The organism is Arthrobacter bambusae (assembly GCF_022606295.1).
In the GTDB taxonomy this organism is placed as follows: domain Bacteria; phylum Actinomycetota; class Actinomycetes; order Actinomycetales; family Micrococcaceae; genus Arthrobacter; species Arthrobacter bambusae_A.
In genome coordinates, this window is record NZ_JAHHZS010000017.1 from 38,696 (window position 1) to 64,067 (window position 25,372).

General features: G+C 64.2%; 23 protein-coding genes and 1 tRNA gene. 17 read left to right on the plus strand and 7 right to left on the minus strand.

Annotated elements, in window-relative coordinates; translation table 11 throughout:
* Positions 1-30: 30 nt before the first annotated feature.
* The 9 genes from KNN17_RS13080 to KNN17_RS13120 all read left to right on the plus strand — a co-directional run bounded on the left by KNN17_RS13080 (position 31) and on the right by KNN17_RS13120 (position 9,026).
* Positions 31-1,476: an NAD(P)/FAD-dependent oxidoreductase gene (locus tag KNN17_RS13080; protein WP_078105967.1), complete on the plus strand. Its 1,446-nt coding sequence runs from the start codon at positions 31-33 to the stop codon at positions 1,474-1,476.
* Between the two features lie 142 nt (positions 1,477-1,618).
* Positions 1,619-2,539 carry an N-acetyltransferase gene (locus KNN17_RS13085; RefSeq protein ID WP_241709479.1) on the plus strand — a complete coding sequence of 307 codons (921 nt, stop codon included), beginning with the start codon at positions 1,619-1,621 and terminating at the stop codon, positions 2,537-2,539.
* A gap of 43 nt (positions 2,540-2,582) precedes the next feature.
* Positions 2,583-2,656: transfer RNA gene (locus KNN17_RS13090), tRNA-Leu, on the plus strand.
* Positions 2,657-2,898: 242 nt separating this feature from the next.
* Complete coding sequence (locus tag KNN17_RS13095; protein ID WP_241709480.1) at positions 2,899-4,128, plus strand: branched-chain amino acid ABC transporter substrate-binding protein; 1,230 nt, start codon at positions 2,899-2,901, stop codon at positions 4,126-4,128.
* Between the two features lie 79 nt (positions 4,129-4,207).
* Positions 4,208-5,227 (plus strand): branched-chain amino acid ABC transporter permease, encoded by a 1,020-nt coding sequence (locus KNN17_RS13100; RefSeq protein ID WP_241709481.1) that lies wholly within the window; start codon positions 4,208-4,210, stop codon positions 5,225-5,227.
* Complete coding sequence (locus tag KNN17_RS13105; RefSeq protein WP_241709482.1) at positions 5,224-6,423, plus strand: branched-chain amino acid ABC transporter permease; 1,200 nt, start codon at positions 5,224-5,226, stop codon at positions 6,421-6,423. Before KNN17_RS13100 ends, KNN17_RS13105 begins: the two co-directional genes overlap by 4 nt.
* Positions 6,420-7,307, plus strand: a complete 888-nt coding sequence (locus KNN17_RS13110; RefSeq protein ID WP_078105962.1) for an ABC transporter ATP-binding protein — start codon at positions 6,420-6,422, stop codon at positions 7,305-7,307. The genes KNN17_RS13105 and KNN17_RS13110 overlap by 4 nt, the downstream gene beginning before the upstream one ends.
* The gene (locus tag KNN17_RS13115) at positions 7,294-8,007 is read left to right on the plus strand and encodes an ABC transporter ATP-binding protein (protein WP_078105961.1); all 714 of its coding nucleotides are present in this window, start codon (positions 7,294-7,296) and stop codon (positions 8,005-8,007) included. The genes KNN17_RS13110 and KNN17_RS13115 overlap by 14 nt, the downstream gene beginning before the upstream one ends.
* 131 nt (positions 8,008-8,138) lie before the next feature.
* Positions 8,139-9,026, plus strand: coding sequence for a Bax inhibitor-1/YccA family protein (locus tag KNN17_RS13120; RefSeq protein ID WP_241709483.1), 888 nt, complete (start codon positions 8,139-8,141; stop codon positions 9,024-9,026).
* Between the two features lie 77 nt (positions 9,027-9,103).
* Here the strand turns inward: KNN17_RS13120 and KNN17_RS13125 are convergent, their stop codons facing one another.
* Genes KNN17_RS13125 through galT form a run of 3 tightly spaced genes read right to left on the minus strand, consistent with a single transcriptional unit; the run spans position 9,104 to position 12,694 of the window.
* Complete coding sequence (locus KNN17_RS13125; protein ID WP_241709484.1) at positions 9,104-10,342, minus strand: acetyl-CoA C-acetyltransferase; 1,239 nt, start codon at positions 10,340-10,342, stop codon at positions 9,104-9,106.
* A 52-nt stretch (positions 10,343-10,394) separates the two neighbouring features.
* Positions 10,395-11,564: a galactokinase gene (gene galK / locus KNN17_RS13130; protein ID WP_241709485.1), complete on the minus strand. Its 1,170-nt coding sequence runs from the start codon at positions 11,562-11,564 to the stop codon at positions 10,395-10,397.
* Positions 11,561-12,694, minus strand: coding sequence for a galactose-1-phosphate uridylyltransferase (gene galT / locus KNN17_RS13135; protein WP_241709486.1), 1,134 nt, complete (start codon positions 12,692-12,694; stop codon positions 11,561-11,563). Before galT ends, galK begins: the two co-directional genes overlap by 4 nt.
* An 83-nt stretch (positions 12,695-12,777) precedes the next feature.
* Between galT and KNN17_RS13140 the strand changes: the two genes are divergently transcribed.
* From KNN17_RS13140 to ilvA, 3 genes are read left to right on the plus strand one after another with little or no spacing between them, the layout of a single operon-like run.
* Entirely contained in the window at positions 12,778-13,746 is a 969-nt protein-coding gene (locus tag KNN17_RS13140; protein ID WP_372489679.1) for an aldose 1-epimerase family protein, read from the plus strand.
* 41 nt (positions 13,747-13,787) lie between these two features.
* Complete coding sequence (locus KNN17_RS13145; protein WP_372489674.1) at positions 13,788-15,113, plus strand: AI-2E family transporter; 1,326 nt, start codon at positions 13,788-13,790, stop codon at positions 15,111-15,113.
* Between the two features lie 3 nt (positions 15,114-15,116).
* Positions 15,117-16,355 (plus strand): threonine ammonia-lyase, encoded by a 1,239-nt coding sequence (ilvA, locus tag KNN17_RS13150; protein ID WP_078105954.1) that lies wholly within the window; start codon positions 15,117-15,119, stop codon positions 16,353-16,355.
* 148 nt (positions 16,356-16,503) lie between these two features.
* Here ilvA and greA read toward each other — a convergent pair whose 3' ends face one another.
* Both greA and KNN17_RS13160 read right to left on the minus strand, forming a co-directional pair.
* Positions 16,504-16,998 carry a transcription elongation factor GreA gene (gene greA / locus KNN17_RS13155; RefSeq protein WP_078105953.1) on the minus strand — a complete coding sequence of 165 codons (495 nt, stop codon included), beginning with the start codon at positions 16,996-16,998 and terminating at the stop codon, positions 16,504-16,506.
* A gap of 153 nt (positions 16,999-17,151) precedes the next feature.
* Entirely contained in the window at positions 17,152-17,610 is a 459-nt protein-coding gene (locus tag KNN17_RS13160) for a DUF4307 domain-containing protein (protein ID WP_241709487.1), read from the minus strand.
* A gap of 127 nt (positions 17,611-17,737) precedes the next feature.
* Here KNN17_RS13160 and mca point away from each other — a divergent pair, with 127 nt between their 5' ends.
* The 3 genes from mca to KNN17_RS13175 all read left to right on the plus strand — a co-directional run bounded on the left by mca (position 17,738) and on the right by KNN17_RS13175 (position 21,228).
* Positions 17,738-18,643 (plus strand): mycothiol conjugate amidase Mca, encoded by a 906-nt coding sequence (mca, locus tag KNN17_RS13165; protein WP_241709488.1) that lies wholly within the window; start codon positions 17,738-17,740, stop codon positions 18,641-18,643.
* 70 nt (positions 18,644-18,713) lie between these two features.
* Positions 18,714-19,019: a hypothetical protein gene (locus tag KNN17_RS13170; RefSeq protein ID WP_078105950.1), complete on the plus strand. Its 306-nt coding sequence runs from the start codon at positions 18,714-18,716 to the stop codon at positions 19,017-19,019.
* Positions 18,997-21,228 carry a thioredoxin domain-containing protein gene (locus KNN17_RS13175; RefSeq protein WP_241709489.1) on the plus strand — a complete coding sequence of 744 codons (2,232 nt, stop codon included), beginning with the start codon at positions 18,997-18,999 and terminating at the stop codon, positions 21,226-21,228. The genes KNN17_RS13170 and KNN17_RS13175 overlap by 23 nt, the downstream gene beginning before the upstream one ends.
* On the opposite strand, the gene trhA is transcribed toward KNN17_RS13175, so the two are convergent.
* Positions 21,225-21,866, minus strand: coding sequence for a PAQR family membrane homeostasis protein TrhA (trhA, locus tag KNN17_RS13180; protein WP_241709490.1), 642 nt, complete (start codon positions 21,864-21,866; stop codon positions 21,225-21,227). The two genes, KNN17_RS13175 and trhA, sit on opposite strands and share 4 nt — an antisense overlap.
* A 243-nt stretch (positions 21,867-22,109) precedes the next feature.
* Between trhA and KNN17_RS13185 the strand changes: the two genes are divergently transcribed.
* Together KNN17_RS13185 and KNN17_RS13190 are read left to right on the plus strand one after the other, a co-directional pair.
* Positions 22,110-22,871, plus strand: coding sequence for an isoprenyl transferase (locus tag KNN17_RS13185; RefSeq protein ID WP_078105947.1), 762 nt, complete (start codon positions 22,110-22,112; stop codon positions 22,869-22,871).
* A gap of 372 nt (positions 22,872-23,243) precedes the next feature.
* Positions 23,244-24,518: a PhoH family protein gene (locus KNN17_RS13190; RefSeq protein WP_372489676.1), complete on the plus strand. Its 1,275-nt coding sequence runs from the start codon at positions 23,244-23,246 to the stop codon at positions 24,516-24,518.
* A gap of 144 nt (positions 24,519-24,662) precedes the next feature.
* Here KNN17_RS13190 and KNN17_RS13195 read toward each other — a convergent pair whose 3' ends face one another.
* Entirely contained in the window at positions 24,663-25,307 is a 645-nt protein-coding gene (locus KNN17_RS13195; protein WP_241709492.1) for a GNAT family N-acetyltransferase, read from the minus strand.
* Between the last annotated feature and the right edge of the window lie 65 nt (positions 25,308-25,372).

Consider the following 25,372-nt stretch of genomic DNA (forward strand, 5'->3'; position numbering starts at 1 on the left):
GATTTTCACAAGGTGCTGTACTCTATTCTTATGGCAACCACCCCTGAGCTCATTGACCGTCCCCGTGTTCTCGTTGTCGGCGGCGGATACGTCGGCCTGTACGTAGCACTCAAGCTGCAGAAGAAGATCGCGAACGCCGGCGGCATCGTCACCGTCGTCGATCCTCTTCCCTACATGACCTACCAGCCCTTCCTCCCCGAGGTGGCAGGCGGCAACATCGAGGCACGCCACGCCGTCATCTCGCACCGCCAGCACCTCAAGCAAACGGAACTCATCCAGGGCCGCGTCACCAGCATCGACCACCAGAACCGCACCGCCGTTGTCGCTCCGGCCGACGGTGGAGACAACTTCGAGATCCCTTACTTCGACGTCGTGGTTGCCGCCGGTGCCATTACCCGCACCTTCCCCATCAAGGGCCTCGCGGACGAAGGCATTGGCCTGAAGACCATCGAAGAAGCGGTCGCCCTGCGAAACAAGGTGCTTGAGCGCATCGAGGTCGCCTCCACCATGACCGACGCCGCCGAGCGCGCCAAGGCCCTGACCTTCGTGGTGGTGGGTGGCGGTTTCGCCGGTATCGAGTGCATCACCGAGATGGAAGACCTCGCCCGCGCTGCCGTCAAGAACAACCCGCGCATCCGCCAGGAGGAAGTCCGCTTCGTCCTGGTCGAAGCCATGGGCCGCATCATGCCCGAGGTCACCGCAGCCCAGGCCGAGTGGGTTGTGGGACACCTCCGCAGCCGCGGCATCGAGGTCCTGCTCAACACCTCCCTCGACAACGCAGAGGGCAGCCTCAAGCTCATCAACCTGCCGGACAAGACCCCTGCCCAGGAGTTCGAAGCCGACACCCTCGTGTGGACCGCCGGCGTGCAGGCCAACCCGATGATCCGTTCCACCGACTTCCCGCTCGAGCCGCGCGGACGCGTCCGCGTCCTCCCGGACCTGCGGATCGCTGGCGACGAAGGCATCATCGACAACGCCTGGGCCGCCGGCGACATCGCCGCGGTTCCGGACCTCACGGGCAGCGGCCTGCCGGACGGCACCTGTGTTCCGAACGCCCAGCACGCCCTTCGCCAGGCCAAGCGCCTCGCCAAGAACCTGTGGGCCTCCCGCTGGGACAAGCCCATGGGTGACTACAAGCACAAGAACCTCGGTGCGGTCGCCGGCTTCGGCGAGTGGAAGGGCGTTGCCAACATCAACCTCCTGGGCCGCATCGGCCTCAAGGGCGGGCTCGCATGGCTGGCACACCGCGGCTACCACGGCTTGGCCATCCCCACCGGTGAGCGCAAGGTCCGCGTGATCTTCAACTGGATCCTTGGCATGACCATGGGCCGCGACACCACGCAGCTGCTGGACCTCGACAACCCGCGCGGCGCCTTCGTTGCCGCGGCCACCCCGGCTCCCAAGCCGGCCGCCGCACCCGCACCGGCTGCCGCACCTTCCGAAGCCAAGGCTCCGGTCACGGCTGACGCCAAGTAGCAGCACCTCAAGCAGTCCCGCCGACGGCGGCCATCTCCCACGCGGGAGGCGGCCGCCGTCGTCGTTTTATTCCTCGTGCCTTGCCGTCCGGTCCGCGGCGGCGGTTCGGCATCTCCGCGACGCCGGGTCCTAGACTTGCAGCATGGCTGGCGAAAGCGATCTGACCACCCTCCTGAGATCCATGCATCCCGTGATTCGGGAGGGCGACTACGTCTACGCTTTGTGGCCGCACGGAAGACCGCTTGAAGGCAATATCGAAGCCGCTGTCCGCGAAGCGGAAGGCCTCACCGTGGTGCTGCGGCGCGAGGAAGCCGGCCGCCTGGGGCTGTCCTACGATTTCGTGGCCGCGTGGATCACTCTTCAAATCCACTCCGCGCTGGAAGCCGTGGGGCTCACCGCGGCAGTCAGCTCCGCCCTGACGGCGGCCGGCATCAGCTGCAACGTCCTCGCCGGGTTCCATCACGACCACCTTTTGGTTCCGTCCACTGAGCGGCGGCACGCCATGGAAGTGCTGGAGCTGCTGGGCCAAGGCGTAGTGCTGCGGACGGAGCGGCCGGCGGACCGCGAGTCGGTGCTGGCGCTCACGGCGGCCGCGTTTTCCACGAGCGCGGTCACCGGATTGCCCGTCGAAGGAGTCCCGGCCGAAGTGAAGCTGCTGACGGAACTGTTCGACTCCGATGAGTACCTGCAGGAGTTCAGCATCGTGGCGGAGATGGGCGGGGAAATCGTAGGCCACGTCATCTGCACCCGCGGCAGGGTCGGAGAACTCCGGCTCTTGGGACTGGGCCCCATCAGCGTCCAGCCGCACCTCCAGCGGCGTGGCATCGGATCTGCGCTTTTGCGGGAAACGGCCCGGCGGGCCGAGGAGGCGGGGGAGCTGGGCATCGCGCTGCTGGGCAGCACCGAGTACTACCCTCGCTTCGGATTTCTTCCCGCCCGCAAGCTGGGCGTGTCGGCCCCCGGCGCAGGGTGGGGAGACCATTTCCAGCTCTTGCCCCTCAAAGCATGGCCCGACGGCGCCAGCGGAACCTTTCGTTATGCCGCGCCCTTCCAAGCGCTGTAGGAGGCCAAAAGAGGGGAGTGCGCTGGGTTACCATTATCCGGGCGCCCCAGTAGCCCAATTGGCAGAGGCAGCGGACTTAAAATCCGCGGGTTGTGGGTTCGAGTCCCACCTGGGGCACGCACGAGAAATGCGGGCCGCGCCACCTTCTTTGTTTGCGCCAAGCTGTGCCGTGACAAGGATTTAACCCCGTGTTCACGGGAAGAGCTCTCCGGTTACTGCGGTGACACACCGTTATTAGATCCTGACCTGCGTATATGTGTTCTAGGACACATATTTGGTAGTACTCTCATGGAACATGTTCGAAGTGAAAGTGACTTCGGGCGAATGACCACGAATCAGACGCACCGCGGAGGCTATTTATGTACAGGAAGAAAGTCATTTCGGCGATTGCAGCAGCAGCCACCCTTGGCATGCTCGTAGCGGGCTGTGCGAACCAGACCGCTCCCAGCGGCACGGAAACCTCGGGTGGCGGCAGCAGGGTCAATATCCCCGCGATCTCCAAAGTCGACGTTCCTGCCGGAGCTGTTTTGCCTGCAGGCGATGGAAAGGGGACATGCCCGTCCACCACCACCCTTGCCTATGCCGGTGCCGAGACAGGACCCAACGCCCAGCTGGGTATCAACATCTTCAACGGCATCCAGCTGGCCATCAACCAGCACAACGCCGCGAACCCCGGCTGCCAGGTCCAGTTCAAGAAATTCGATACTGAAGGCGATCCGAACAAGGCCACGGGCCCGGTGACGCAGATCGTTTCCGAACCGGACATCATCGGAGTGGTGGGCTTGCCGTTCTCCGGAGAGTCCAAGGCCACCGGCAACATCTTCGAGCAGAAGGGCTTGGTGCACATCACGCCCTCCGCTACCAACCCGAGCCTGACCAAGAACGGCTGGACCACTTTCTTCCGGGCCCTCGGCAATGACGCCGTCCAGGGTCCTGCGGCAGCAAAGTTCCTCACGGACAAGCTGCAGGCAAAGAAGGTCTACCTGGTCCAGGACGACTCTGACTACGGCATTGGTCTGGGAACCACAACGTCCGCCGCCCTTGGCTCCGCGATGGTGGGATCCGACAAGGTCGTCACGGGCCAGAAGGACTTCTCGGCCGTGATTTCCAAGATCATGAACTCCAAGGCAGACACGGTCTACTACGCCGGCTACTACGCAGAGGGTGCCCCCTTCGACCAGCAACTGGTCGCAAAGGGATTCACCGGATCCTTCGTGGGCCCCGATGGAGTGAAGGATGACCAGTTCATCAAGCTGGCCGGCGATGCGTCGTCCAACGCGTACTTCACCTGCCCCTGCATCCCGGGCGAGCTGATCCCGAGCTTCGAGAGCGAGTACAAGAAGCTGGCCAACGCGGAGCCCGGAACGTACTCCATCGAAGGTTACGACGCCGTCACGGTCCTGCTCTCGGGCATCGACAAGGGCAAGCAGTCCCGCGCGGACCTGCTGTCCTGGGTCAAGTCCTACGACGCAGATGGCCTGTCGAAGCACTACAAGTGGGATTCAACCGGCGAACTGGCAACGCCTGATGTCTACGGCTACAAAGTTGAGAACGGCAAGATCGTTCCCATCGGCGTCATCGGAAAATAACACCGAGCCCAGATGAATGCTGGGGGTTAGCATCCATGCCGACCCCCAGCATTTCTTTTGATTACATCAGGAAAGTGCCATGATCAGTGAAGTAATTCCCACCCTGCTCCACTCGGTTCCCGTGGACGACACGTGGATCACCTTCGACGTAAACTCCTTTACCCAAAACTTCTGGAGTTCCACCTTTGACGGGTTGACCTTCGGCGCAATCTACGCCTTGGTTGCCCTCGGCTATACGCTCGTCTACGGCGTTCTCAACCTCATCAACTTTGCCCACTCGGAAGTGTTCATCACGGGCTGCTACGGAGTGTTCTTTACCCTCAGCGCCCTGAATTTCGGCCCCTCCGCTCCGAGGCTGGGTTTTTGGGCCATTGTGGGAAACCTTATCCTCGCCCTCGTCGTCGCCATTATCGCCTCAGCCCTGATGGCAGTGATCGTGGAACGGGTGGCTTATAAACCTTTGCGTCAACGTAAGGCGCCCCGACTGGCATTCTTGATTACCGCCATCGGTGTTTCTTTCGCCATCCAGTACACCATCTACTGGTGGCGTGGACCGAGCCCGGAAGCTGCGCTCACAATGTTCCGGCCGCTCGCGATTTTCGACGTCTTCGGGACGATCGTCGATTCGCAGCAGGTTGTGATTATCGTCGCCGCGGTTATCCTCATGATCGCCACTGATCAGTTCATTAGGCGGTCCCGGACCGGCCGAGGCATCCGGGCAGTGGCGCAGGATCCGGATACTGCAACCCTGATGGGTGTCAACAAGGAAAAAATCATTGTGACCACCTTTATCATCGGCGGCATCCTGGCCGGCGCGGCTGCTTTGTTCTACGTCATGAAAATTCCGTCCGGCGTGCAGTACAACGGCGGATTCATCCTGGGCGTCAAAGCGTTCGCGGCCGCTGTCCTTGGAGGCATCGGCAATGTCCGCGGTGCTTTGCTGGGCGGCCTGCTGATCGGTTTGATTGGCAACTACGGCCAGGTGCTCCTGGGCAGTTCCCAATGGACGGACGTTGTCGCGTTCGTGGTCCTGGTGTTGGTATTGATTGTGCGACCCGAAGGTGTCTTGGGTAGCTCGCTAGGAAAGAGTAAGGCATGAGCACAACAGACGGCCCCACACTTATTCCCGATGATGCTTCTGCACAGGAGATTGCCGACCGCGAAGCCAAGATGCGGCAGCGCAAGGGCTGGTTCCCGGGGCTCAGTGACAAATGGAATGCGCTCCCGCGCCAGACCCAATGGCTGATCCTGATCGTCGTTGTTGTCCTTGCGTATTTGCTTCCTATCCTCAATCCGCCGTTGATCACGACGGAACCGGGCAACAATTGGCAAATCGCACTCGCGCAGATGTCTGTCTATGCCCTGGTGGCTGTCGGCCTGAACGTGGTGGTCGGCTATGCGGGCCTCCTCGACCTGGGTTATGTGGCCTTCTTCGCCCTGGGGTCCTATACCGCAGCGATGTTCACCAGTCCGGATTCGCCGTATGTGCACATTCCCTACTTGTGGACGCTGCCATTGGCGATGGCAGTCGCCATGTTCTTTGGCGTGGTCCTGGGTGTTCCCACGCTTCGCCTCCGCGGCGACTACCTGGCGATCGTCACGCTCGGCTTCGGTGAGATCGTACGCATTCTGGCCACCATCATTCCGGCCATGAAGGGCCAGGTCGGCTTCCAGAATGTCGGCCACCCGCCTGGTACGGATTCCAGCGGACAAACGATCTTCCAGAATTCGAACGGAACCCCGTGGTATTGGCTGACGCTGACCATCATCATTGTGGTGCTCCTGGCTGCCGGAAACCTTGAGCGCAGCAGGGTGGGACGGGCGTGGATTGCCATCCGCGAGGATGAAGACGCTGCCGAAATCATGGGTGTCCCCACCTTCAAGTACAAGGTGTGGGCCTTCGCGATCGGCGCTTCCGTGGGCGGACTCTCGGGTGCGTTGTTCGCCGGCCAGGTAGGTTTTGTGAACAACCAGAAATTCGATATCGCCACCTCGATCCTGTTCGTCGCCGCTGTCGTCATGGGCGGCACGGGAAACAAGGTGGGTGCGATCCTTGGCGGTGCGTTGGTGGCATATATCCCACTCCGCTTCACCGCGATTGCGGAGTTCAAGTACCTGATCTTTGGGGCGGCGCTGGTGATCATCATGATTTTCCGTCCCGGCGGCCTCCTGCCGGCACGCCAGAGCCTCCTCGCCTATGGACGCTTGGCCTACAACAAGCTCAAGGGTGCCGTGGGCGATATCCCTCCTTCGGGCAAAGTCGTCCTGGAACCGGGAAAGGGGGCTGACAAATGAGTGAAGCGATCGAACCGGATATCGACGTCGACGCACTCAAGGAGCAGGGTGTGGACCTTGATGTCGCCGAGAAGGTGGCACCCGAGAGGGAGATCGCCACCAAGGTGGGCGAAGCCCTGGTCCAGGTCCAGGACCTGACGATCAAGTTCGGTGGCCTGGTCGCCCTGGACAACGTCACGTTCGATATCAACCGGGGCGAAATCCTCGGTTTGATTGGTCCCAACGGTGCGGGAAAAACCACGTGTTTCAATGCCATGACAGGGGTGTATAAGCCGACTTCGGGAAAGGTCTTGCTGGAAGGCCAGTTGCTCAACGGACTGCCCCAGCACAAGATCACCCGGCGAGGCTTGGCGCGGACGTTCCAGAACATCCGCCTCTTTGGTGAGATGACGGCTTTGGAAAACGTGGTTGTCGGCCTCGACGCGCGCCACCGCACGAGTGTCGGCGGGGCTCTCTTGCGCCTGCCGACCCATGTGAGGGAAGAGAAGACCTCGATCGAGCGCGGCATGGCATTGCTTGAATTCGTGGGCATCGCCGATCACGCCCATTTCCTGTCGCGGCACCTTCCTTATGGGTACCAGCGTCGCCTGGAAATCGCGCGGGCACTGGCCACGGATCCCAAGGTCCTGTGCCTGGACGAGCCTGCGGCCGGGTTCAATCCCGCGGAGAAGGAAGAGCTCATGGCCCTGATCCGGACCATCCGCGACGACGGCTACACGGTCCTGCTCATTGAGCACGACATGAAGCTGGTCATGGGCGTCACCGACCGGATCGTGGTCCTGGAGTTCGGCAAAAAGATCGCGGACGCGTTGCCCAAGATCATTCGCGACGACCCGAAAGTTATTTCCGCCTATCTCGGGGAGCCTGAAGATGACCTTGCTTGAGCTGAAGAACGTATCCGTCCACTACGGCCGGATCCAGGCGATTTCCGACATGTCATTCAGCGTGGAAGAAGGCGAGATCGTTTCGCTCATCGGCGCGAATGGTGCCGGAAAGACCACCACCATGAGGACGATTTCCGGATTGCTGGCTCCCTCGGCCGGCTCCATCACCTTTGCCGGCCAGGACATCACCAGGATGAAGGCCCACATCCGTGTTGTCCAAGGCATTTCGCAAGCGCCGGAGGGACGTGGAATCTTCCCTGGCATGACGGTGGAGGAGAACCTCGACATGGGTTCCTACGGCCGCAAGGACCGGACCAAGGTGGCAGAAGACCTGGAACGTGTCTTCGACTTGTTTCCACGGTTGAAGGAGCGTATCAAGCAGTTTGGCGGCACCATGAGCGGTGGCGAACAGCAGATGCTCGCGATTGGCAGGGCGCTGATGTCCAACCCCAAGCTGTTGCTGCTGGATGAACCTTCCATGGGGCTTGCTCCGCAGTTCATCCGCCAGATCTTCAAGATTGTCACGGAGATCAACAACCAAGGCACCACGGTGCTCCTGGTGGAGCAAAACGCCAACCAGGCGCTCGCCCGTGCGCACCGTGCTTTCGTGCTTGAAACCGGGTCGATTACGCACCGGGGCACCGGCAAGGAACTGCTTGCCAACCCGGCGGTCAAGGAAGCGTACCTCGGCGTCGGATAGCCGCGTGTGCCGGCACCCTCTCAAGGAGCGGGTGCCGGCATCGACGGAGGTGGAACTTTCGGTGCGGACCAAGCGTGGGAATTGGTAGCGTGAACTATCACTTCGCACCCACAGCAAGAAGGACACCCACCATGGCACTCGGCGGCAACCCGATCTTCAACGGAAAGAATTTCCGTGGAGCCACACAGGCTCCGCCTGTTCCCAGCTACTCCCACGGCCAGCCCCAGTACGGCCAAAACCAGTACGGCCAGCCGGCTTGGACCGCGCAGCAGCCCATGACGAGCGATCAGCTGCAGCAGATGTACAACCAGCCCGCGGCCGGTCCGGCCGAGACGGGCCGTATGACTTTCGACGACGTCATCGTGAAGACCGCGGCCTGCCTCGCGGTGCTGTTGATTGGCGCAGCCGTCACCTTGTTCGTTGCTCCCGGCACGGCAAACCTCCTCATGGTTGCCGGCGCGTTGGGTGGCTTCGTGCTGGGCATGGTCAACTCCTTCAAGAAGCAGCCTTCGCCAGCGCTGATCCTGGCTTATGCCGGCCTTGAGGGCTTGTTCCTCGGAGGCCTGACCCGCCTGCTGGACGGTATGTTCCCGGGCGTTGGCCTGCAGGCAGTCATCGGCACCCTCGCGGTGTTCGGCGTAACCTTGGCTCTCTTCAAGAGCGGCAAGGTGCGCGCAACCCCCAAGGCAATGCGCTTCTTCATGATCGCCGTCCTCGGCTACCTCGTCTTCTCGGTGATCAACATGGTCCTGTTGTGGACCGGCGCCGTCCAGTCGCCGTTCGGGCTGAGCAGCAGCGTGCACATCTTCGGCATCCCGCTGGGCGTTTTCATCGGGATCCTGGCCATCGGCCTGGCCGCGTTCTCGTTGGTCATGGACTTCACGAGCATTGAGCAGGGCGTCCGGCACGGTGCTCCGGAGAAGTACTCCTGGACGGCCGCTTTTGGCCTGACCGTCACGCTCGTATGGCTCTACGTGGAAATCATCCGCCTGTTGGCGATCCTGCGGGGCGACGACTAGCCTCCCAGGATTGGCTCAGCGTAATGCCCCCGAAGATGCGTCTTTGGGGGCATTACGCGTGTGCGAAATCCAGGGACCTAAGACAGCCGCTCGAAGACCACCGCCATGCCCTGCCCACCGCCGACGCACAGGGTCGCCAGTCCCAAGGTCCCATCCCGTTCCCGGAGGCCGTTGAGCAAGGTGGTGGTCATCCGGGCGCCTGTCATGCCAAACGGGTGCCCCAGGGCGATGGCGCCGCCATGAACGTTGAGCTTCTCCGGATCGATGCCGAGTTCACGTGCGCTCGCCACCACCTGGACGGCGAAGGCCTCGTTGAGCTCCACGAGGTCGATGTCCGCCATGCTAAGGCCCGCCAAGGCCAGGGCCCGGCGCGAGGACTCCACGGGTCCCATGCCCATGAGTTCCGGGGAAAGTGCACTGACGCCGGTCGAGACGATGCGTGCCAGCGGCTCGAGGCCAAGCTCCCGGGCCCCGACGTCGCTCATGACCACCACGGCCGCGGCGCCATCGTTGAGCGGGCATGCGTTGCCGGCTGTCACTGTCCCTTCCTTCCGGAAGACAGGCTGCAAGGCGCTGACCGCTTCAAGCGTGACGCCGGAGCGCGGTGAATCGTCGCGCTCCACGACGGTTCCGTCCTTGCGGGTGTAAGGCGTGATCTCGCGGGCGTAGAAACCGGACGCAACGGCCGCTTCTGCCCGGTTCTGGCTCCGGACCGCCCACAGATCCTGCTCTTCCCGGCTGATTCCGTGGCTCGTGGCGACGTTTTCCGCCGTCTGTCCCATTGCGATGTAGACGTCCGGCATCCGTCCACCCAGGCGGGGATCCGTCCATGGGGTGTTGGACCCGGCGCGGGCAGTCGTGCGGGCACGCGCCGCCTCAAACAAGGGGTTGTGCAGGCTGGTGTCCGTTTCGCCTGCCCCGACCCAGTTCTGGTAACGCGACACGGACTCGACCCCCGCCGAGACGAAGGCGTGGCCTTCCCCGGAGCGGATGGCGTGGAACGCCATCCGCAGGGTCTGCAGGCTCGAGGCGCAAAAGCGGTTGATCGTGGCTGCGGGGACGGTGTCCAGGCCGGTCAGCACGGTCACCACCCGGGCCATGTTCGAACCGGCTTCGCCGCTGGGTTCGGCGCAACCAAGATAGAGGTCATCGAGGCCGCGCCCGTCCAGTGCTCCCGGATCGAAAGCCGGTATCTTGGCCAGCGCGGCAGTCACCATGGCCGCGGCGAGGTCATCGGGGCGTTCGTCCTTGAGGGACCCTTTGAAGGCCCGTCCGATGGGGCTTCTGGCGGTGGAAACGATGACGGCCTCAGTCATGCCCCCAGCTTACGCCGGGGCCGGCTCGCCGAAGGCGGCGAATGAGCCGACGTCAGGCGAGGCGTGCGGCCCCGTCGGCCGGGGTCACGGTGAAGATGTCCGGCGTCGTGAAACCGGCCGCAGCGAAGGCGAGTACGACGGCGTCGCGCACCTCTTGCTCATGGCCCACCGGGGTGAGGGCGATGGCCGAGCCGCCGAAACCGCCTCCCGTCATCCGGGCACCGATGGCTCCGTGGGCGCGGGACGTTTCCACGGCGAGATCGAGTTCCGGGCACGATATCTCGAAGTCATCGCGCATGGAGGCGTGGCTCGCATCCAGGAGCCTGCCGATGTGGGCGGGTCCCTGGGTGGTGAGGCGTTCCACGGTCTGCAGCACGCGGTCGTTCTCCGTGACGATGTGCCGCACCCGCCGGAAAGTCGTGCTGTCCAGGAGGCCGCTGGCTTCCTCCAGATCGCCGACCCCCACGTCGCGGAGGGCCGGGACTCCCAGTACCTGCGCCCCGAGTTCGCAGGAAGCCCGGCGGGAGGCATAGCCGCCGTCGGCATGGGAATGGGAGACCTTGGTGTCGATGACCAGCAGCACGAGCCCGGCTTCTTCGGCGTCGAAGGGCACCAGTTGCACGCTTTGGTCGCGGCAGTCCAGGAAGACCGCATGGCCCTTTGACCCGCGGAGCGAGGCGGACTGGTCCATGATTCCGGTGGGGGCGCCCACGAAGTCGTTTTCGGCACGCTGCGTCGCCAGGACCATGTCTTCGGCTCCGAGTCCCGCCCCGCTCAGCTCGTTGAGGGCCGAGATGACTGCGCATTCGATGGCGTGCGAGGAGGACAGCCCGGCGCCCAAGGGGACATTCGAATCCATGAGGAGGTCGAAGCCCGGGACAAGGACGCCGCGTTGCTGCAAGGCCCAAACCACGCCGAGCGGGTACTTCGTCCAGCCGTGGGCTGCTTTCGGAGCCAACATGTCCACGTCGGCCTCGACCATGCCCTGCCCGCCGAAAGTGGACAGCAGACGGACCCGTGAATCATGGCGGATCCGGACCGCAACCTTCGCGGTCTTGTCGATCGCGAAGGGCAACACGAAACCTTCGTTGTAATCGGTGTGCTCGCCGATCAGGTTCACGCGTCCCGGTGCCTGCCACACGCCGTCGGGGGCTGAACTGAAAGTCGACTCGAAAAGCCCGGACAAGGCGCCCACGGCGGGGGCGTCGGGAGTGGAAGTCATGCTGGGGCCCCTTCCGGAATAGCGCGCTGCGAATCGCTGGCGACGGCACGCAGCCGTTCTGCCACGGATTCGGGCGTGGTGTCGTTGATGAAGGCTCCCATGGCGGCCTCGGAACCGGCAAGGTACTTGAGCTTGTCGGCGGCACGGCGCGGGGAGGTGAGTTGCAGATGCAGGTGCCCGGAGGGCCTCAAGGCGGGATCCAAGGGTGCCTGGTGCCAGGCGGAAATGTACGGCGTGGGGGTTGGATACAGGGCGTCGAGGCGCTTGAGCAGCTCAAGGTAGACGTGGGCCAGTTCGTCGCGTTCTTCGCCGCTCAGGGCCGCGAGGTCCGGAACTTGGCGGTGCGGGACGAGGTGCACCTCCAGCGGCCAACGGGCGGCGAACGGCACGTAGGCACTGAAGTGCTCTGCTTCGAGCACCATTCGGCTCCCGTCCAGCCGTTCGGCTTTGAGGATCGAGGACGTCAGCGATTCCCGGCCCTTGGAGTTGTCGAAGTACCGGTTGGCGGCGGCACCGAGGCTCGCCGCGCGGGGAGTGATGTAGGGGTAGGCGTAGATCTGTCCGTGCGGGTGGTGGAGCGTTACCCCGATGTCCGCACCGCGGTTTTCGAACGGGAACACCTGCTGGATTCCGGGGAGCGCGCTGAGCGCCTCGGTCCTGTGCGCCCACGCCTCAATGACCGTGCGGGCCCTGGTGTCGCCGAGTTCGGCAAAGGAGCCGGTGTGGCTGGGGGTGAACGAGACCACTTCGCAGCGGCCGTAGGCGGGGCCCGAGGTGCCCCAGGCGGGCGTGCCGGGGATCGTTCCGACCGCGGGTCCCAGCGAGGGGAAGCGGTTCTCGAAGACCACGACGTCGTAGTCCGGCGCGGGGATTTCGGAAGGGTTCGCGGCAGTGGTGGGGCAGATCGGACATTGGTCCGCGGGCGGCAGGTGGGTGCGGCTTTGGCGGTGGGCCGCGACGGCGACCCATTCGCCGCTCAGGGCGTCGAAACGCAACTCGCCCGGATCGGCGCGCGGCGGCAGCTCGCGGTGATCTGTCAGTGAGCCGGCGTCGCGCTCCGGTGAGCCGGCGTCGTCGAAATAGATCAGCTCCCGGCCATCGGCGAGACGCGTGCTGGTAAGGCGAGTCATGGATTCATGGTGCCACAGAGTGCTCAAAAAGGCAAAATATCTAACAAAAAGGAACATTGAGAGTGAGGCAGGCAAAGCGGGCGATGCAGTACGGTGGTGCCATGCCTCCCACAACACCATTTCCCGCGCAGGGCGACGAGACCGTATCCCGCCGCTTTGCCAGCGGGCGCCAGTTCGAGATCATCCGCGGCGACGCGCTCGCCGTCGTCACCGAACTCGCTGCAGGTTTGCGGCTGTTCAGCCGCGACGGCGTCCAGTTCACCGAGAGCTACGGCGACGGGCAACTGCCGCCCGGCGCCACCGGAATCACCCTGGCTCCGTGGGCCAACCGGATCGAGGACGGTATCTGGTACCTCGACGGGAAGAAGCAACAACTGGACATCACCGAGGTGTCCCGCAACAACGCGAGCCACGGGCTCCTGCGCAACTCGTCGTACGCCCTCGTGGCGGAAGACGAGTTCTCCGTGACCCTCGAAGCCGTGATCTTCCCGCAGCACGGCTACCCCTTCCTGGCCCGGCACCGGGTCCATTACGAGATCGACGCCGGGCTCGCTCTACGGGTCTCCCAGACTTTCATCAACGATTCGGACGCGCCCGCGCCTTTCGTGCTCGGCGCGCACCCGTATTTGCGCATCGGGGACGTTTCGCCGGAAGAGATGGTCCTGACTGTCCACGCCGGAACGCGGCTCGTGGCCGACGAGCGGCTCATTCCGCGGAGCTCGGTGCCTGTTTCCGGTGAGTTTGATTTTGGCGGCGGCCGGAGCGTGGGCAGCCTGGACGTCGATGTGTCGTTCACCGATCTGGAGTTCGACGGCGGCATCGCCCGCCAAACGCTCTCGGCGCCTGACGGCCGCAGCGTCTCCCTGGAGCAGGACGAAAACTGCGCCTTCGCCCACGTCTTCGTCACGGACACTTTTCCCGGCCGCTCCAAGGCGGTAGCGATCGAGCCCATGACCGGTCCGGCGAACGCCTTCAACTCGGGGGAGGGCCTCCGGTGGCTTGGACCAGGGGAGACCTTCACCATGAGGTGGGGAATTGTGGGCGCGCTGTAGATGGGTTTCCCATCCGGCACTCCCTGCGGAATTATGGGTAAATGACGCCAAGACAGGACGCCACCCCTCCACGCGACCCCGTTTCGGCCATGTCCGGACCAATGTCCGAGCTTCACATCGCGCAAGACATTCCATACGGAGTGCGGATTGCCGCCGCGTGGGCCTGGCGGGTGGGCCTCATCATGGTGGTGGTGGGAGCCCTCATCTGGCTGTTGGGGAGGGTCAGCTTCCTGATCATCCCGCTCATGGTCGCTTCCCTCCTGGCCGGCTTGCTCTACCCCGTCACGGGGTGGCTCAGGACGCTCAAGATGCCGCAAGGAGCGGCCGTCGCCATCACGGTGGTGGGATTCCTCGGGGTCATTGCCGGAGCCCTGGCGTTGGTGGGGCGGCAGCTTGCCGCGGGGTTCGGCGAGCTGTGGCAGGAAGCCTTTGCCGGCATCCAGCAAATCCAGGCGTGGCTCGCTGACGGGCCGCTGCACCTGACCGCGGACCAGATCGACACATACATCCAGAGCGCAACCTCGGCCTTGCAGAACAACAGCAGCAGCATCCTGAGCGGTGCACTGTCCTTCGGTAGTTCTGCCGGACATTTCGCCGCGGGCATGGTCCTGGCCCTCTTCATCCTGATCTTCTTCCTTCTGGAAGGATCCCGGATCTGGCGGTTCATTGTAGGACTCCTGCCCAGGACTGCCCGCGCAGCGGCTTACGGTGCGGGCAAGCGCGGCTGGTCGTCCATGGTCAGCTACGTGCGCATCCAGATGTTCGTGGCGTTCGTGGACGCCGTGGGGATCGGCGTCGGGGCCGCCATCATCCAGGTTCCCCTGGCCTTGCCCCTGGGTGTCCTGGTGTTCATCGGTTCATTTATCCCGGTGGTCGGTGCCCTCGTGACGGGAGCCATTGCCGTGCTCCTGGCTTTGGTGGCCAACGGTCCCCTGAACGCGCTCGGCATGTTGGCCATCGTGTTGTTCGTGCAGCAGCTCGAAAGCCATATCCTCCAGCCGCTCATCATGGGCAAAGCCGTGTCGTTGCATCCCGTCGCCGTGATCTTGTCAGTCGCAGCCGGTTCATACCTGGCCGGAATCCCGGGAGCGCTCTTCGCGGTTCCGCTCCTCGCCGTAGCAAATACGGCGGTTCGCTATATTGCCGCGCGGACGTGGGAACATGAGGAAGGACTGATGACGGCGTACGCCGGCGCAGGGACTGCAGCACCGGACTTCGATGAGGACCCCACCATCAAGGAAGTCCACCGTCCCGGCGCCAACGCGGCCGCACGGTCCAACAGCGGTGAAGGCGCCGCAGGTCAGCACGCGGCTGCGGAACGGACATTCCCCAAGGATGCCGCAGCGCACACCAACAAAGGAGACTAACCCGTGAATACCCTCGATACCCTGCCCGTCACCCTGGACGATGTCCTTAAGGCGCGGGAGCTGCTCGAGGGCATTATTACCAAGACCCCCATCGAGTCCTCGCGGGCCTTGGGAGCCATGGTAGGCGGCGAGGTCTTCTTCAAATGCGAAAACCTCCAGCGGGCAGGTTCCTTCAAGGTCCGTGGTGCCTACGTGCGGATGGCGCGCCTGTCGGACGAGGACAAGAAGCGCGGCGTGGTCGCGGCTTCGGCAGGCAACCACGCCCAAGGCGTTGCTGTGGCGGCGAAGAGCCTGGGCATCAAGGCGCGCATCTACATGCCGCTCGGCGTGGCGCTTCCGAAGCTCGCTGCGACCCGCAGCCACGGAGCGGAAGTCATCCTCCACGGTCACAACGTCGATGAGGCCCTGGCCGAGGCGCAGCGCTACGCGGACGAAACGGGCGCCGTCTTTGTCCACCCCTTCGACAACGTCGACGTCGTGGCGGGCCAGGGGACGGTAGGGCTCGAAATCCTGGACCAGGTCCCCAATGTCGACACCGTCCTCATGGGCGTCGGCGGCGGCGGTCTGCTGGCCGGAGTCGCCGTCGCGATCAAAGCGAGGGCCAGGGAGCTGGGACGCGAGATCCGGATCATCGGCGTACAGGCCGAGAACGCGGCCGCCTACCCGCCGTCGCTCGCCGCCGATGCCCTGGTGCCGCTCAAGAAGGTTTCCACGATGGCGGATGGCATCGCCGTCGGACGCCCCGGCCAGCTGCCGTTCAGCATCATCCGCGAACTTGTGGACGACGTCGTCACCGTGAGCGAAGACTCCTTGGCCCGGGCGCTCATCTTCCTGCTCGAGCGCGCCAAGATGGTGGTTGAGCCGGCCGGTGCCGTCGGCGTCGCTGCCCTCATGGACGGCAAGATCGAAAACCCGGGGACCACCGCCGTCATTCTCTCCGGCGGCAACATCGATCCCATGCTGATGCTCAAGGTGATCCAGCGCGGCCTCTCGGCTGCGGGACGCTATATGACCGTGCGCATGATGCTGGATGACAGGCCGGGTTCCTTGGCCACGATCGCCCGCATCATCGCCGAGAACGATGCCAACGTGACCGGCCTGGACCACACCCGGGTGGGAGGCGCGATCAGCATGGGCGACGTCTCCATCACCGTCAACCTGGAAACCAAGGGCCACGAGCACAGCGAGCAGGTCCTGGCAGCCCTTCGCGCGGAGGGCTTCCACCCGATCGTGGTGCACTGACGCCGTAACCCAGCCCAACTGACTCGCAGTTGTTGTCGTTATGAGCCTTCAAAACGACAACAACTGCGAGTCAGTTGGGGGAACACAAAGCAAAACGCCGGCCCGCCCCGCGAAGGGGTGGGCCGGCGTCGTTGTTTTTGCGGAGCTATTAGCCGGCGAACGGCTTGGCGGAAACGATCTCCACCGGAATTTCCTTGCCATTGGGGGCGACGTAGCTGAGCTTGTCGCCCTCCTTGTGGCCCATGATTGCCACGCCCAGCGGGGACTTCTCGCTGAAGACGTTGAGATCTGAATCGCCGGCGATTTCGCGGGATCCCAGCAGGAAGGTTTCTTCGTCACCGGCGATGCGCGCGACGACGACCATGCCCTGCTCGACGATTCCGTCATCGGCCGGAGCTTCTCCGACCTGGGCGTCGCGCAGCAGTACGGTCAGCTGGCGGATGCGGGCCTCGATCTTGCCCTGTTCTTCCTTCGCGGCGTGGTATCCACCGTTTTCCTTGAGGTCGCCTTCCTGACGGGCGGCTTCGATCTTCTGTACGATCTCCGCACGGCCAGGGCCGGAAAGGTGGTCCAGCTCTGCCTTCAGGCGGTCAAATGCGTCCTGGGTAAGCCAAGCTGCAGGCGCGCTGTTGGTGGTCGACACGGACTTCTCCTTATGGATCTGACAAGCAAAGACCCCGCCGGTGCAGGCCACTCGTGGAACTCAGCAACCAACTCAGCGGGGTTAAGGTATTGATCCAGTGTAGTCAATCCTGTGGACAAACCCAAGCTCACTGAGTCGCGGGTCACACCTATGCTATTTGCCGCTGTCCACAATCCAGCAGTTGTCCACGACAGCGGACACGGCCGCGGACTCGGTACGCAGGATGGTCCTCTGGGCGGTTGTCTGGCCGCCGTCGGCGCCGTCCTTTGGGGCATTCGGGCCGATCTGGACGACCTTCCAGCCGACCACCCCGAACCCGGAGTCCATGGCCTTGACCGCGCATTTTGCGGTGGCGCCAGGGTTCTTGGTGACCTGGAAATCGACCGAAAGCTGGGTGGCATCGGTGGCGCTGTAGCCGATGTCCTTGAATGACACAGACGACTGCGAAGAAGACGTGGTGACCCAGAACAAGAGCCCTATGGCCACGACCAGGACAGCGATGAAGATGTTGCGTTTGGTCTTCCCCCCGAAGGCGCGCTTTTGGCTGCCGTAGCGATTGGCTAGGCTGGTAGTTGCCGGCAGCGCCGTGCCCGAGGGGTCTTCCGAAGTCACCCACCTAGTTTAGTGGGCTTCTGGCGCGTCCCTGCACACGGCGGAGCCGCACGCGTTGGAAACACCTGATCAGCACAGCCACGAGCAAGCCCAGAACAGCATGACCCGGAAAGAGGAACCGTACCGGATGAGCACATCCACCAGCCCCCACACGCAGCTCCGGCTGCTCGCCGTCCATGCACACCCGGACGACGAATCAAGCAAGGGCGCGGCAACCATGGCGATGTATGCGGCTTCCGGAGTGGAAGTGATGGTGGCCACGTGCACCGACGGTTCCCGCGGGGACATCCAGAACCCGGCCATGGAGTCGGCTCCGCACCCGAAGCGGGACATGGCAGGCGCGCGCCGCTTGGAAATGAAGCAGGCCGCAGCGGTCTTGGGAATCAAGCAGCGTTGGCTCGGTTTCGTGGATTCCGGACTGCCCGACGGCGATCCGTTGCCGCCCCTGCCCAACGGCTGCTTTGCGCTTCAGCCCCTTGAGCGGGCGGCAGCACCGCTCGTCCGCTTGGTCCGCGATTTCAAGCCGCACGTCATGGTGAGCTACGACGAAGACGGCGGCTACCCGCATCCGGACCACATCATGGCCCACAAGGTTGCCGTCGAAGCTTTCCACGCGGCGGGAGACCCGGAGCGGTACCCGGGCACGGGTGAAAGCTGGGCGCCCAGCAAGCTGTACTACGACCGCGCCTTCAGCCCCGACCGTTTCCGTGCCTTGCATTTCGCGCTCGAAGAGGCCGGACTGCAATCGCCGTACGCCGAACGCTTGGCGACCTGGCTGGAAGCCGATGCGGAAGGGCACACTCCGCCGCGGCCGATGCACCAGACCACCACGCAGGTGGATTGCGGCGACTACTTCGAGGCCCGCGACGACGCACTCCGGGCCCACCGGACGCAGGTTGATCCGCTTGGCTTCTTCTTCGCGGTGTCCCCGGAGATGCAGCGCAGGGCCTGGCCGTGGGAGGACTACACGCTGATCGACTCCCGGATCCCGGCCGAACTGCCCGAAAAGGACCTGTTCGCAGGGCTAAGATAGGATCGCCGGCGATTTCTATCAAGCGTAGAAGTCGCCACCCGGCTGGAAACTCCCATAGAAGGTTTGAACCGTGCACCACTTTCTCATCGCCCTGGCCACGACCCCGTCGCCTACCCCGACCCCGTCGCTGCGCCCCGGCCTGTCGGAAGACCAGGTGACCCCGGGAACCTGGGGTTTCGTCCTGACTGCCTTCATCGTGGTGCTCACGACCTTCCTGATCGTGGACATGGTCCGCCGGATCCGGCGGGTCCGCTACCGCGCCCAGGTCGAGGAAGCGCTCGTTGGCGGGACTGACGGCGCTGAGGCTGACGGAATCGTCCAGGGCAAGCCGGACGCAGAAGAGTCCGACGGCGATGCCGGTTCCGGAGCCCGCTGACCCGGGAACCACCCGGGAATGGCCGGGGGCGTCCAATGCCCTTGGCTCGGAACCGTCTGCCTACCTCCGCCAGCATGCGCACAACCCCGTGCACTGGCGGCCGTTCGGCGATGAAGCCTTCGCGTTCGCGGCGGCCCGCGATGTTCCCGTCTTTCTCTCCATTGGCTATGCCGCGTGCCATTGGTGCCACGTCATGGCCCACGAGTCCTTCGAAGACCAAGACACCGCCGACTACCTGAACGCACGGTTCGTGGCCATCAAGGTGGATCGCGAAGAACGCCCGGACGTGGACTCGATCTACATGGCAGCCACCCAGGCCATCAGCGGCGAGGGCGGCTGGCCGATGTCCGTCTTCCTGACGCCCGAAGGCCTGGCCTTCCACGCAGGCACCTATTTCCCGCCAACGGCCCGGCCCGGGAGGCCGTCCTTCCGCCAAGTGCTTGAAGCGGTCCACGAGGCGTGGCTGGAACGCCGGGACGCCGTCGAGCAGAACGCGCGGATGCTCGCCGTCGGCATGGCGAATGCCCAGCTCTCCTCGGCGGTATTCCTCGACAGGCCGCCCGAAAGCCTGGACAAAAGCCTGCTGTCCGAAGCCGTTCGGCTTCTCGCCCGCTCGGAGGACCCCGACGGCGGCGGCTTCGGCGGCGCTCCCAAGTTCCCGCCGTCGGCGGTTCTCGAGTTCCTGATACGGCATGCTGCCGTGCCGTCGGACACGTCGGACGCCGCCCGCGACATGGCCGGCCGCACTCTCGCCGCCATGGCCCGTTCCGCGCTGTGCGACCAGCTCGACGGCGGTTTCGCGCGGTATTCCGTGACCGCGGATTGGTCCGTGCCGCATTTCGAGAAGATGCTCTACGACAATGCCCAGCTCCTCCGCGCCTACGTCCACTGGGTCCGGCTCCAGGGTGATTGGGTCCTGCCGGCCGGCGAGGCCGCGAGTGTGGCGTCGCGGGTGGCGGACTGGATGCTGGACTCGCTCGGCGTGGATAATCCGGCAGCCCCGGACGGACTCGCGTCCTCGCTCGACGCCGATACCGTGGTGGACGGGGTGCACCACGAAGGGGCGTCCTACCTGTGGACACCGGCGGCCCTCGACGCCGTGCTTGGCCCGGGGGACGGTGCCGCCGTGGCCCGCATGATGAACGTGGGGCCGTCCGGAACGGTCTCGGAGCTTGGATCTGCGCTCCATCCCGGGCGCCAACTGTCCGGGGCGGAACTGACGTTGTGGAACCGCGTCAGGCCCGTCTTGCGCGCCGCTCGCTCGGCGCGCCCCCAGCCGGCGCGGGACGACAAGGTCGTGGCAGGCTGGAACGGCCTGGCGATCGCGGCGCTTGCCGAAGCCGGTGCGATCCTGGACCGGCCGGAACTGGTGACCGCAGCGGAGAGCCTCGCCGAATACCTGGTGCGCGTGCATTGGCGTGCGACGGCCGATGCGCCCGAAAAAGCCGGCGCTGGGGTACTGGTCAGGGTCTCGCACGACGGCGCTGCGCGGGGGATTACCGGCTTATTGGAAGACTATGCGTTTTGCGCCGAAGGCTTCCTGGCTCTCTACGCCGTGACCGGCCGGCGTCGTTGGTATGGATTGGCGGAGGAGCTGATCAGGGGAGCCTGCGCGCGCTTCGTGGTGGACGGCAGGTTGTCGGATTCCGTGGGGGAGTCGGCCCAGGTATTCAACGCGCAGGGCCAGCACGCAGGCCTGGATCCCTTCGACAGCGCGGCGCCGAGCGGGGCAGCGGCCTTTGCCGGGGTGCTGCTGAGCTATGCGGCCTACTCCGGTTCACACGAGCACCGAGCAATGGCAAGCAACATCCTGTCGCTCCTGCCGCCCGTAGCCGGACGGGCACCGCGGGTTGCGGGATGGTTGCTGGCGACCGCCCAGGCGGCCGCGGCCGGTCCCGTAGAGGCGGCTGTGTCCGGCCCTCCGGGCCAACAGCAGCGGGAACTCCATCGCGCCCTGTTGGCTTCGCCGAGCCCGGGGATGGTGGTGGCCGTCCAGCTCGAAATGGTTGTCGATGCAGCCGCCGACGACGGCGCGCCGCCCGGCGACCGCGCCGCGGAACCGGAGGTGCCGCTGCTTGAGTCCCGCCCGCCTGCCGGGGACGGCTCGCCGCAGGTGTATTTGTGCCGGGGGATGGTGTGTGACCTGCCGCTTGGCTCCGTCGAGGAACTCGTGCAGCGCCTTGACGCGATGACGGAGGCCGCTGGCTAGCTCAGCACGGCAATCATGATCGCGGCGAAATGTGCGGCGAAGGCCAGCACCGTGAGGGCATGGAAGAGCTCATGGAAGCCGAAGTTCAACGGACTGAAGTTGGGCCTTTTGATCCCGTAGAAAACCGCGCCGGCGATGTAGAGGACCCCGCCCACGCAGATCAGGATTGCGGCTGGCACGTTCGCCGCAAAGAACTCCGGCAAGTAGAACAATGCCCCGCAGCCCAGGGCAACATAGATGGGCACGTAGAGCCAACGCGGGGCGCCGGTCCAGAGTACCCGGAAGAGCACTCCCGCCAGCGCTCCGGACCAGATCACCCACAGCAGGAGCACGGCCTTGGGACGCTCCAGAAGCGACCACGCGAGCGGAGTGTAGCTGCCCGCGATCACCAGCATGATGTTGGTGTGGTCCAGGCGCTTGAGGACCATCCTGGCTTTCGGCTCCCAATTGCCGCGGTGGTAGACGGCGGACACGCCGAAGAGCAGCACGCCCGTCAAAGCGTAGATGGCGGAGGCGATTTTGCGATCTGTCGTAGGCGCCAAAGTTACAAGGACGATCCCAGCCGCGACGGCGAATGGCGTGGCCACAGCATGTATCCAGCCCCGCCAGCTTGGCTTGATTGTGAGCAGCTCCGACATCGTTAAAGCGTAACCCGCGCCTGGATAAGTTACTGCGGAGTAATGCGTTGTGCGACCGTTTTCCGCTGCCCGGGTGTGCCGACTGACCAGCTGGGGAAGGTAGCCTTGGTGGTGCGCCTACGGCAGCAGTCCGGAGGTGGCGATTGTTGTGTGACTGAAGGCCGACTGCCCACCGGGCCGGCCGCCGTCGTTGTTTTATTCGGTTTTTACGTGCTGTTCAAAGGAAGTCAGGTGAGTGTCCGGATGGAGTGGCCCGGCTTCCTCTACGGCTTCTACGAGCGCAAACTGCTCCGTTCCCTCGAGCAGGAAAAGATTCCCAGGCACATTGGCGTCATGGTGGACGGCAACCGCCGTTGGGCGCGGCAATTCAACGCTCCAACCAGCGAAGGCCACCAAGCAGGCGCGGACAAGATCCACGAATTCCTCGGCTGGTGCCAGGAACTCGGGGTCAAAGTCGTCACGCTGTACATGCTCTCGACGGACAACATGAACCGCTCTGGTGAAGAGCTTGAACTGCTCATGGGAATCATCGCCAACACCCTCGACCGCCTGGATGACGACGCCAATATCTCGGTCCACGCCATGGGTGCGCCCGAACTGCTTCCGGACTATCTCGCCGATCGGCTCACCAAACTCACGGCCCGCACTCCGATCCGCGAGCGGCTCCACGTGAACGTGGCCGTCGGTTACGGCGGACGGCGCGAAATCGTCGACGCGGTGCGGGAACTGCTGCACGACGCCGTCGCGCACGGCCGCGACATCACCGAGCTGGCCGATGAACTTTCCGTGGACGACATCTCACGCTTCCTCTACACGCGCGGCCAGCCGGACCCCGATCTGGTGATCCGCACGTCGGGTGAACAACGCTTGTCGGGCTTCCTCATGTGGCAAAGCGCCTACAGCGAGTTCTACTTTTGCGAGGCGCTGTGGCCCGCGTTCCGCAAGGTTGATTTCCTCAGGGCCCTGCGGGACTATGCCGGCCGGCAGCGCCGCTTCGGTTCCTGACGCCGTGACCTTCCGGTGCGGCGCCGTTTACGGGAAATTCACATTTTGTCTACGCGAATCGCCGTTTGGGCTAACTGGAAATGTAATCGCACGGGAATACGTTAATCCCATCAGTAGGCAAACCGCCTGCTGATCGGGGAGGCCAGTAGATGGAGCGGATCATCGCACCAGTTACGTGGGGGGCCGCGCCCGGCCTTCCGGCCGAGCCGCCTCACGAATAAGCCGGGTTCGCCCGGGGCTGGAGTCGATGTGGCTATTTCTGAGCAACTGCCCGTAGTCGTTTCCGACGGGGAAAGTTCAGCTACCTCTCGCACCAAGCGGGCCAACAGTGGACGGACTGCACAGTCCGGGACCCCGACCGGCCGGAGCTATGTGATTGACACTTCCGTTTTGCTTTCCGATCCGCACGCCTTGTTGCGTTTCGCCGAGCACGAAGTCATTGTCCCGATCGTGGTCATCACCGAACTTGAAGGCAAACGCCACGATCCCGAGTTGGGCTACTTCGCCCGCAAGGCCCTCAGGCTCCTGGATGACTTGCGCATCGAGCACGGCGGCTTGAATCAACCCATCCCGATCGGATCCGACGGCGGCACACTGCGCGTGGAGATGAACCATGTGTCCACCGAAGTGCTGCCGGCGGGATTCCGCGGCGCGGACAACGACAGCCGCATCCTGGCGGTCGCCAAGAACCTCGCCAACGAAGGCCACAACGTCACGGTCGTCTCCAAAGACCTCCCCATGCGCGTCAAAGCCTCCGCGATGGGGCTGTTCGCGGACGAATACCGCAATGAACTCGTCAAGGACTCCGGCTGGACCGGCATGGCGGAAATCGAGGCCAGCGAGGACGAAGTCACCACCCTGTACGGGCACGAGCCGGTTTTCATCCCGGCAGCTGCCGAGTTGCCCGTCAACACGGGACTGGTGCTGCTCTCAAACCGGGGCTCCGCCTTGGGCCGCGTGGGCGCGGACAAGCAAGTGCGGCTGGTCAAGGGCGACCGTGATGTCTTCGGACTGCACGGCCGCTCAGCGGAGCAGCGGCTTGCGATCGACCTGCTCATGGATCCCAGCGTCGGAATCGTCTCGATCGGCGGCCGGGCGGGCACTGGAAAGTCGGCCCTCGCCTTGTGTGCGGGACTCGAGGCAGTCCTGGAGCGCCGGGAGCACCGCAAAGTGATCGTCTTCCGCCCCCTGTACGCGGTGGGTGGACAGGAACTCGGGTACCTCCCCGGTTCCGAGGCGGAGAAGATGAACCCCTGGGCGCAGGCGGTCTTCGACACCCTCGGTGCACTCGTCAGCCAGGAAGTCGTGGAAGAAGTCATGGACCGGGGCATGCTCGAAGTCATGCCGCTGACCCACATCCGCGGACGTTCGCTCCATGACGCCTTCGTGATCGTGGACGAGGCACAGTCGCTCGAGAAGAACGTGCTCCTCACGGTCATGAGCCGTATCGGCCAGAACTCCAAGATCGTCCTGACCCACGACGTCGCCCAGCGGGACAACCTCCGCGTCGGTCGGCACGACGGAGTTGCCGCCGTCGTCGAGACCCTCAAGGGGCACCCGCTGTTCGGGCACATCACCCTGACCCGCTCCGAACGCTCGCCGATCGCGGCCCTCGTGACGGAACTGCTCGAAGGGGCGGAAATCTAGGCAGCATACGCGCGGAGGCCGTGGCCGGTTTCGTCGGCCAAGGCCTCCGCTGATTCTTGTACTTTCCTGCGGACGCTCGCTCACGTATGTGGGGTTTCCTGCGGACGCTCGCTCACGTATGTGGGGTTTTTCATCGACGCCGGCTCACATGCCCAGGAACTTTGCTGCGGCGTCGTGGCCTTCTACCTTTAGCTTCCAATCGGGCCTGATGAAGGAGCCGGCGGTGAGGCGAACGCGTTGGACCTCGACAACGCCGGCGCCCCATTGGGCGCGATAAGTGCCGTTGGGTTCATAGCCGAGGCTGGTGGATACGCCCAGGGATTGCTTGTTCCACACGGCAGCTTCCGATGTAGCTACCTCTGCGTTCAGGAAGTCGAAGGCGTAGCTGAGGGCGGCTGCGCGCATTTCCTTGCCGAGCCCTTGGCCTTGCGCGTCTCTCTTGAGCCAGGAGCCGGTGGAGACCGTCTTCAACGATGCGAAGTTCTTCGCCTCCAGATCCTGGCAGCCAATGAACTCTCCTTGGTGCCAGATGCCCAGAAGGAGCGTCCATGATTCCGGATTCATTCCCGCACGGCAGCGCCAATACCATTGGGCCATGTTGGCACCCAACTCATCGTTGGGCAGTTCCGTCCAAGGGTTGCTGAACGGCGACTTGCCAGGGGCGTGAATGCCGCTGAGTGCGGCCTCAACCGCTGCGGGGAGGTCAGCGTCCCGAATAGGATGCAACTCCAGGCGGGGAGTGGTCAGGGTGAGACCGAAGAGGGGCCAGATCGCATTTAGCTCGTTCATCCGGGAAGCCTAGCCGACAGGCAACCTAGGTGAGCGGGCGTTCGGCGGGACGGGCGGATATGTGA

Excerpts from the sequence above, each read along its gene's own strand:
- KNN17_RS13080 (WP_078105967.1), top strand. The coding sequence starts at position 31 with ATGGCAACCACCCCTGAGCTCATTGACCGTCCCCGTGTTCTCGTTGTC.
- KNN17_RS13085 (WP_241709479.1), top strand. The coding sequence starts at position 1,619 with ATGGCTGGCGAAAGCGATCTGACCACCCTCCTGAGATCCATGCATCCC.
- KNN17_RS13095 (WP_241709480.1), top strand. The coding sequence starts at position 2,899 with ATGTACAGGAAGAAAGTCATTTCGGCGATTGCAGCAGCAGCCACCCTT.
- KNN17_RS13100 (WP_241709481.1), top strand. The coding sequence starts at position 4,208 with ATGATCAGTGAAGTAATTCCCACCCTGCTCCACTCGGTTCCCGTGGAC.
- KNN17_RS13105 (WP_241709482.1), top strand. The coding sequence starts at position 5,224 with ATGAGCACAACAGACGGCCCCACACTTATTCCCGATGATGCTTCTGCA.
- KNN17_RS13110 (WP_078105962.1), top strand. The coding sequence starts at position 6,420 with ATGAGTGAAGCGATCGAACCGGATATCGACGTCGACGCACTCAAGGAG.
- KNN17_RS13115 (WP_078105961.1), top strand. The coding sequence starts at position 7,294 with ATGACCTTGCTTGAGCTGAAGAACGTATCCGTCCACTACGGCCGGATC.
- KNN17_RS13120 (WP_241709483.1), top strand. The coding sequence starts at position 8,139 with ATGGCACTCGGCGGCAACCCGATCTTCAACGGAAAGAATTTCCGTGGA.
- KNN17_RS13125 (WP_241709484.1), bottom strand. The coding sequence starts at position 10,342 with ATGACTGAGGCCGTCATCGTTTCCACCGCCAGAAGCCCCATCGGACGG.
- galK (WP_241709485.1), bottom strand. The coding sequence starts at position 11,564 with ATGACTTCCACTCCCGACGCCCCCGCCGTGGGCGCCTTGTCCGGGCTT.
- galT (WP_241709486.1), bottom strand. The coding sequence starts at position 12,694 with ATGACTCGCCTTACCAGCACGCGTCTCGCCGATGGCCGGGAGCTGATC.
- KNN17_RS13140 (WP_372489679.1), top strand. The coding sequence starts at position 12,778 with ATGCAGTACGGTGGTGCCATGCCTCCCACAACACCATTTCCCGCGCAG.
- KNN17_RS13145 (WP_372489674.1), top strand. The coding sequence starts at position 13,788 with ATGACGCCAAGACAGGACGCCACCCCTCCACGCGACCCCGTTTCGGCC.
- mca (WP_241709488.1), top strand. The coding sequence starts at position 17,738 with ATGAGCACATCCACCAGCCCCCACACGCAGCTCCGGCTGCTCGCCGTC.
- KNN17_RS13175 (WP_241709489.1), top strand. The coding sequence starts at position 18,997 with ATGCCGGTTCCGGAGCCCGCTGACCCGGGAACCACCCGGGAATGGCCG.
- trhA (WP_241709490.1), bottom strand. The coding sequence starts at position 21,866 with ATGTCGGAGCTGCTCACAATCAAGCCAAGCTGGCGGGGCTGGATACAT.
- KNN17_RS13185 (WP_078105947.1), top strand. The coding sequence starts at position 22,110 with ATGGAGTGGCCCGGCTTCCTCTACGGCTTCTACGAGCGCAAACTGCTC.
- KNN17_RS13195 (WP_241709492.1), bottom strand. The coding sequence starts at position 25,307 with ATGAACGAGCTAAATGCGATCTGGCCCCTCTTCGGTCTCACCCTGACC.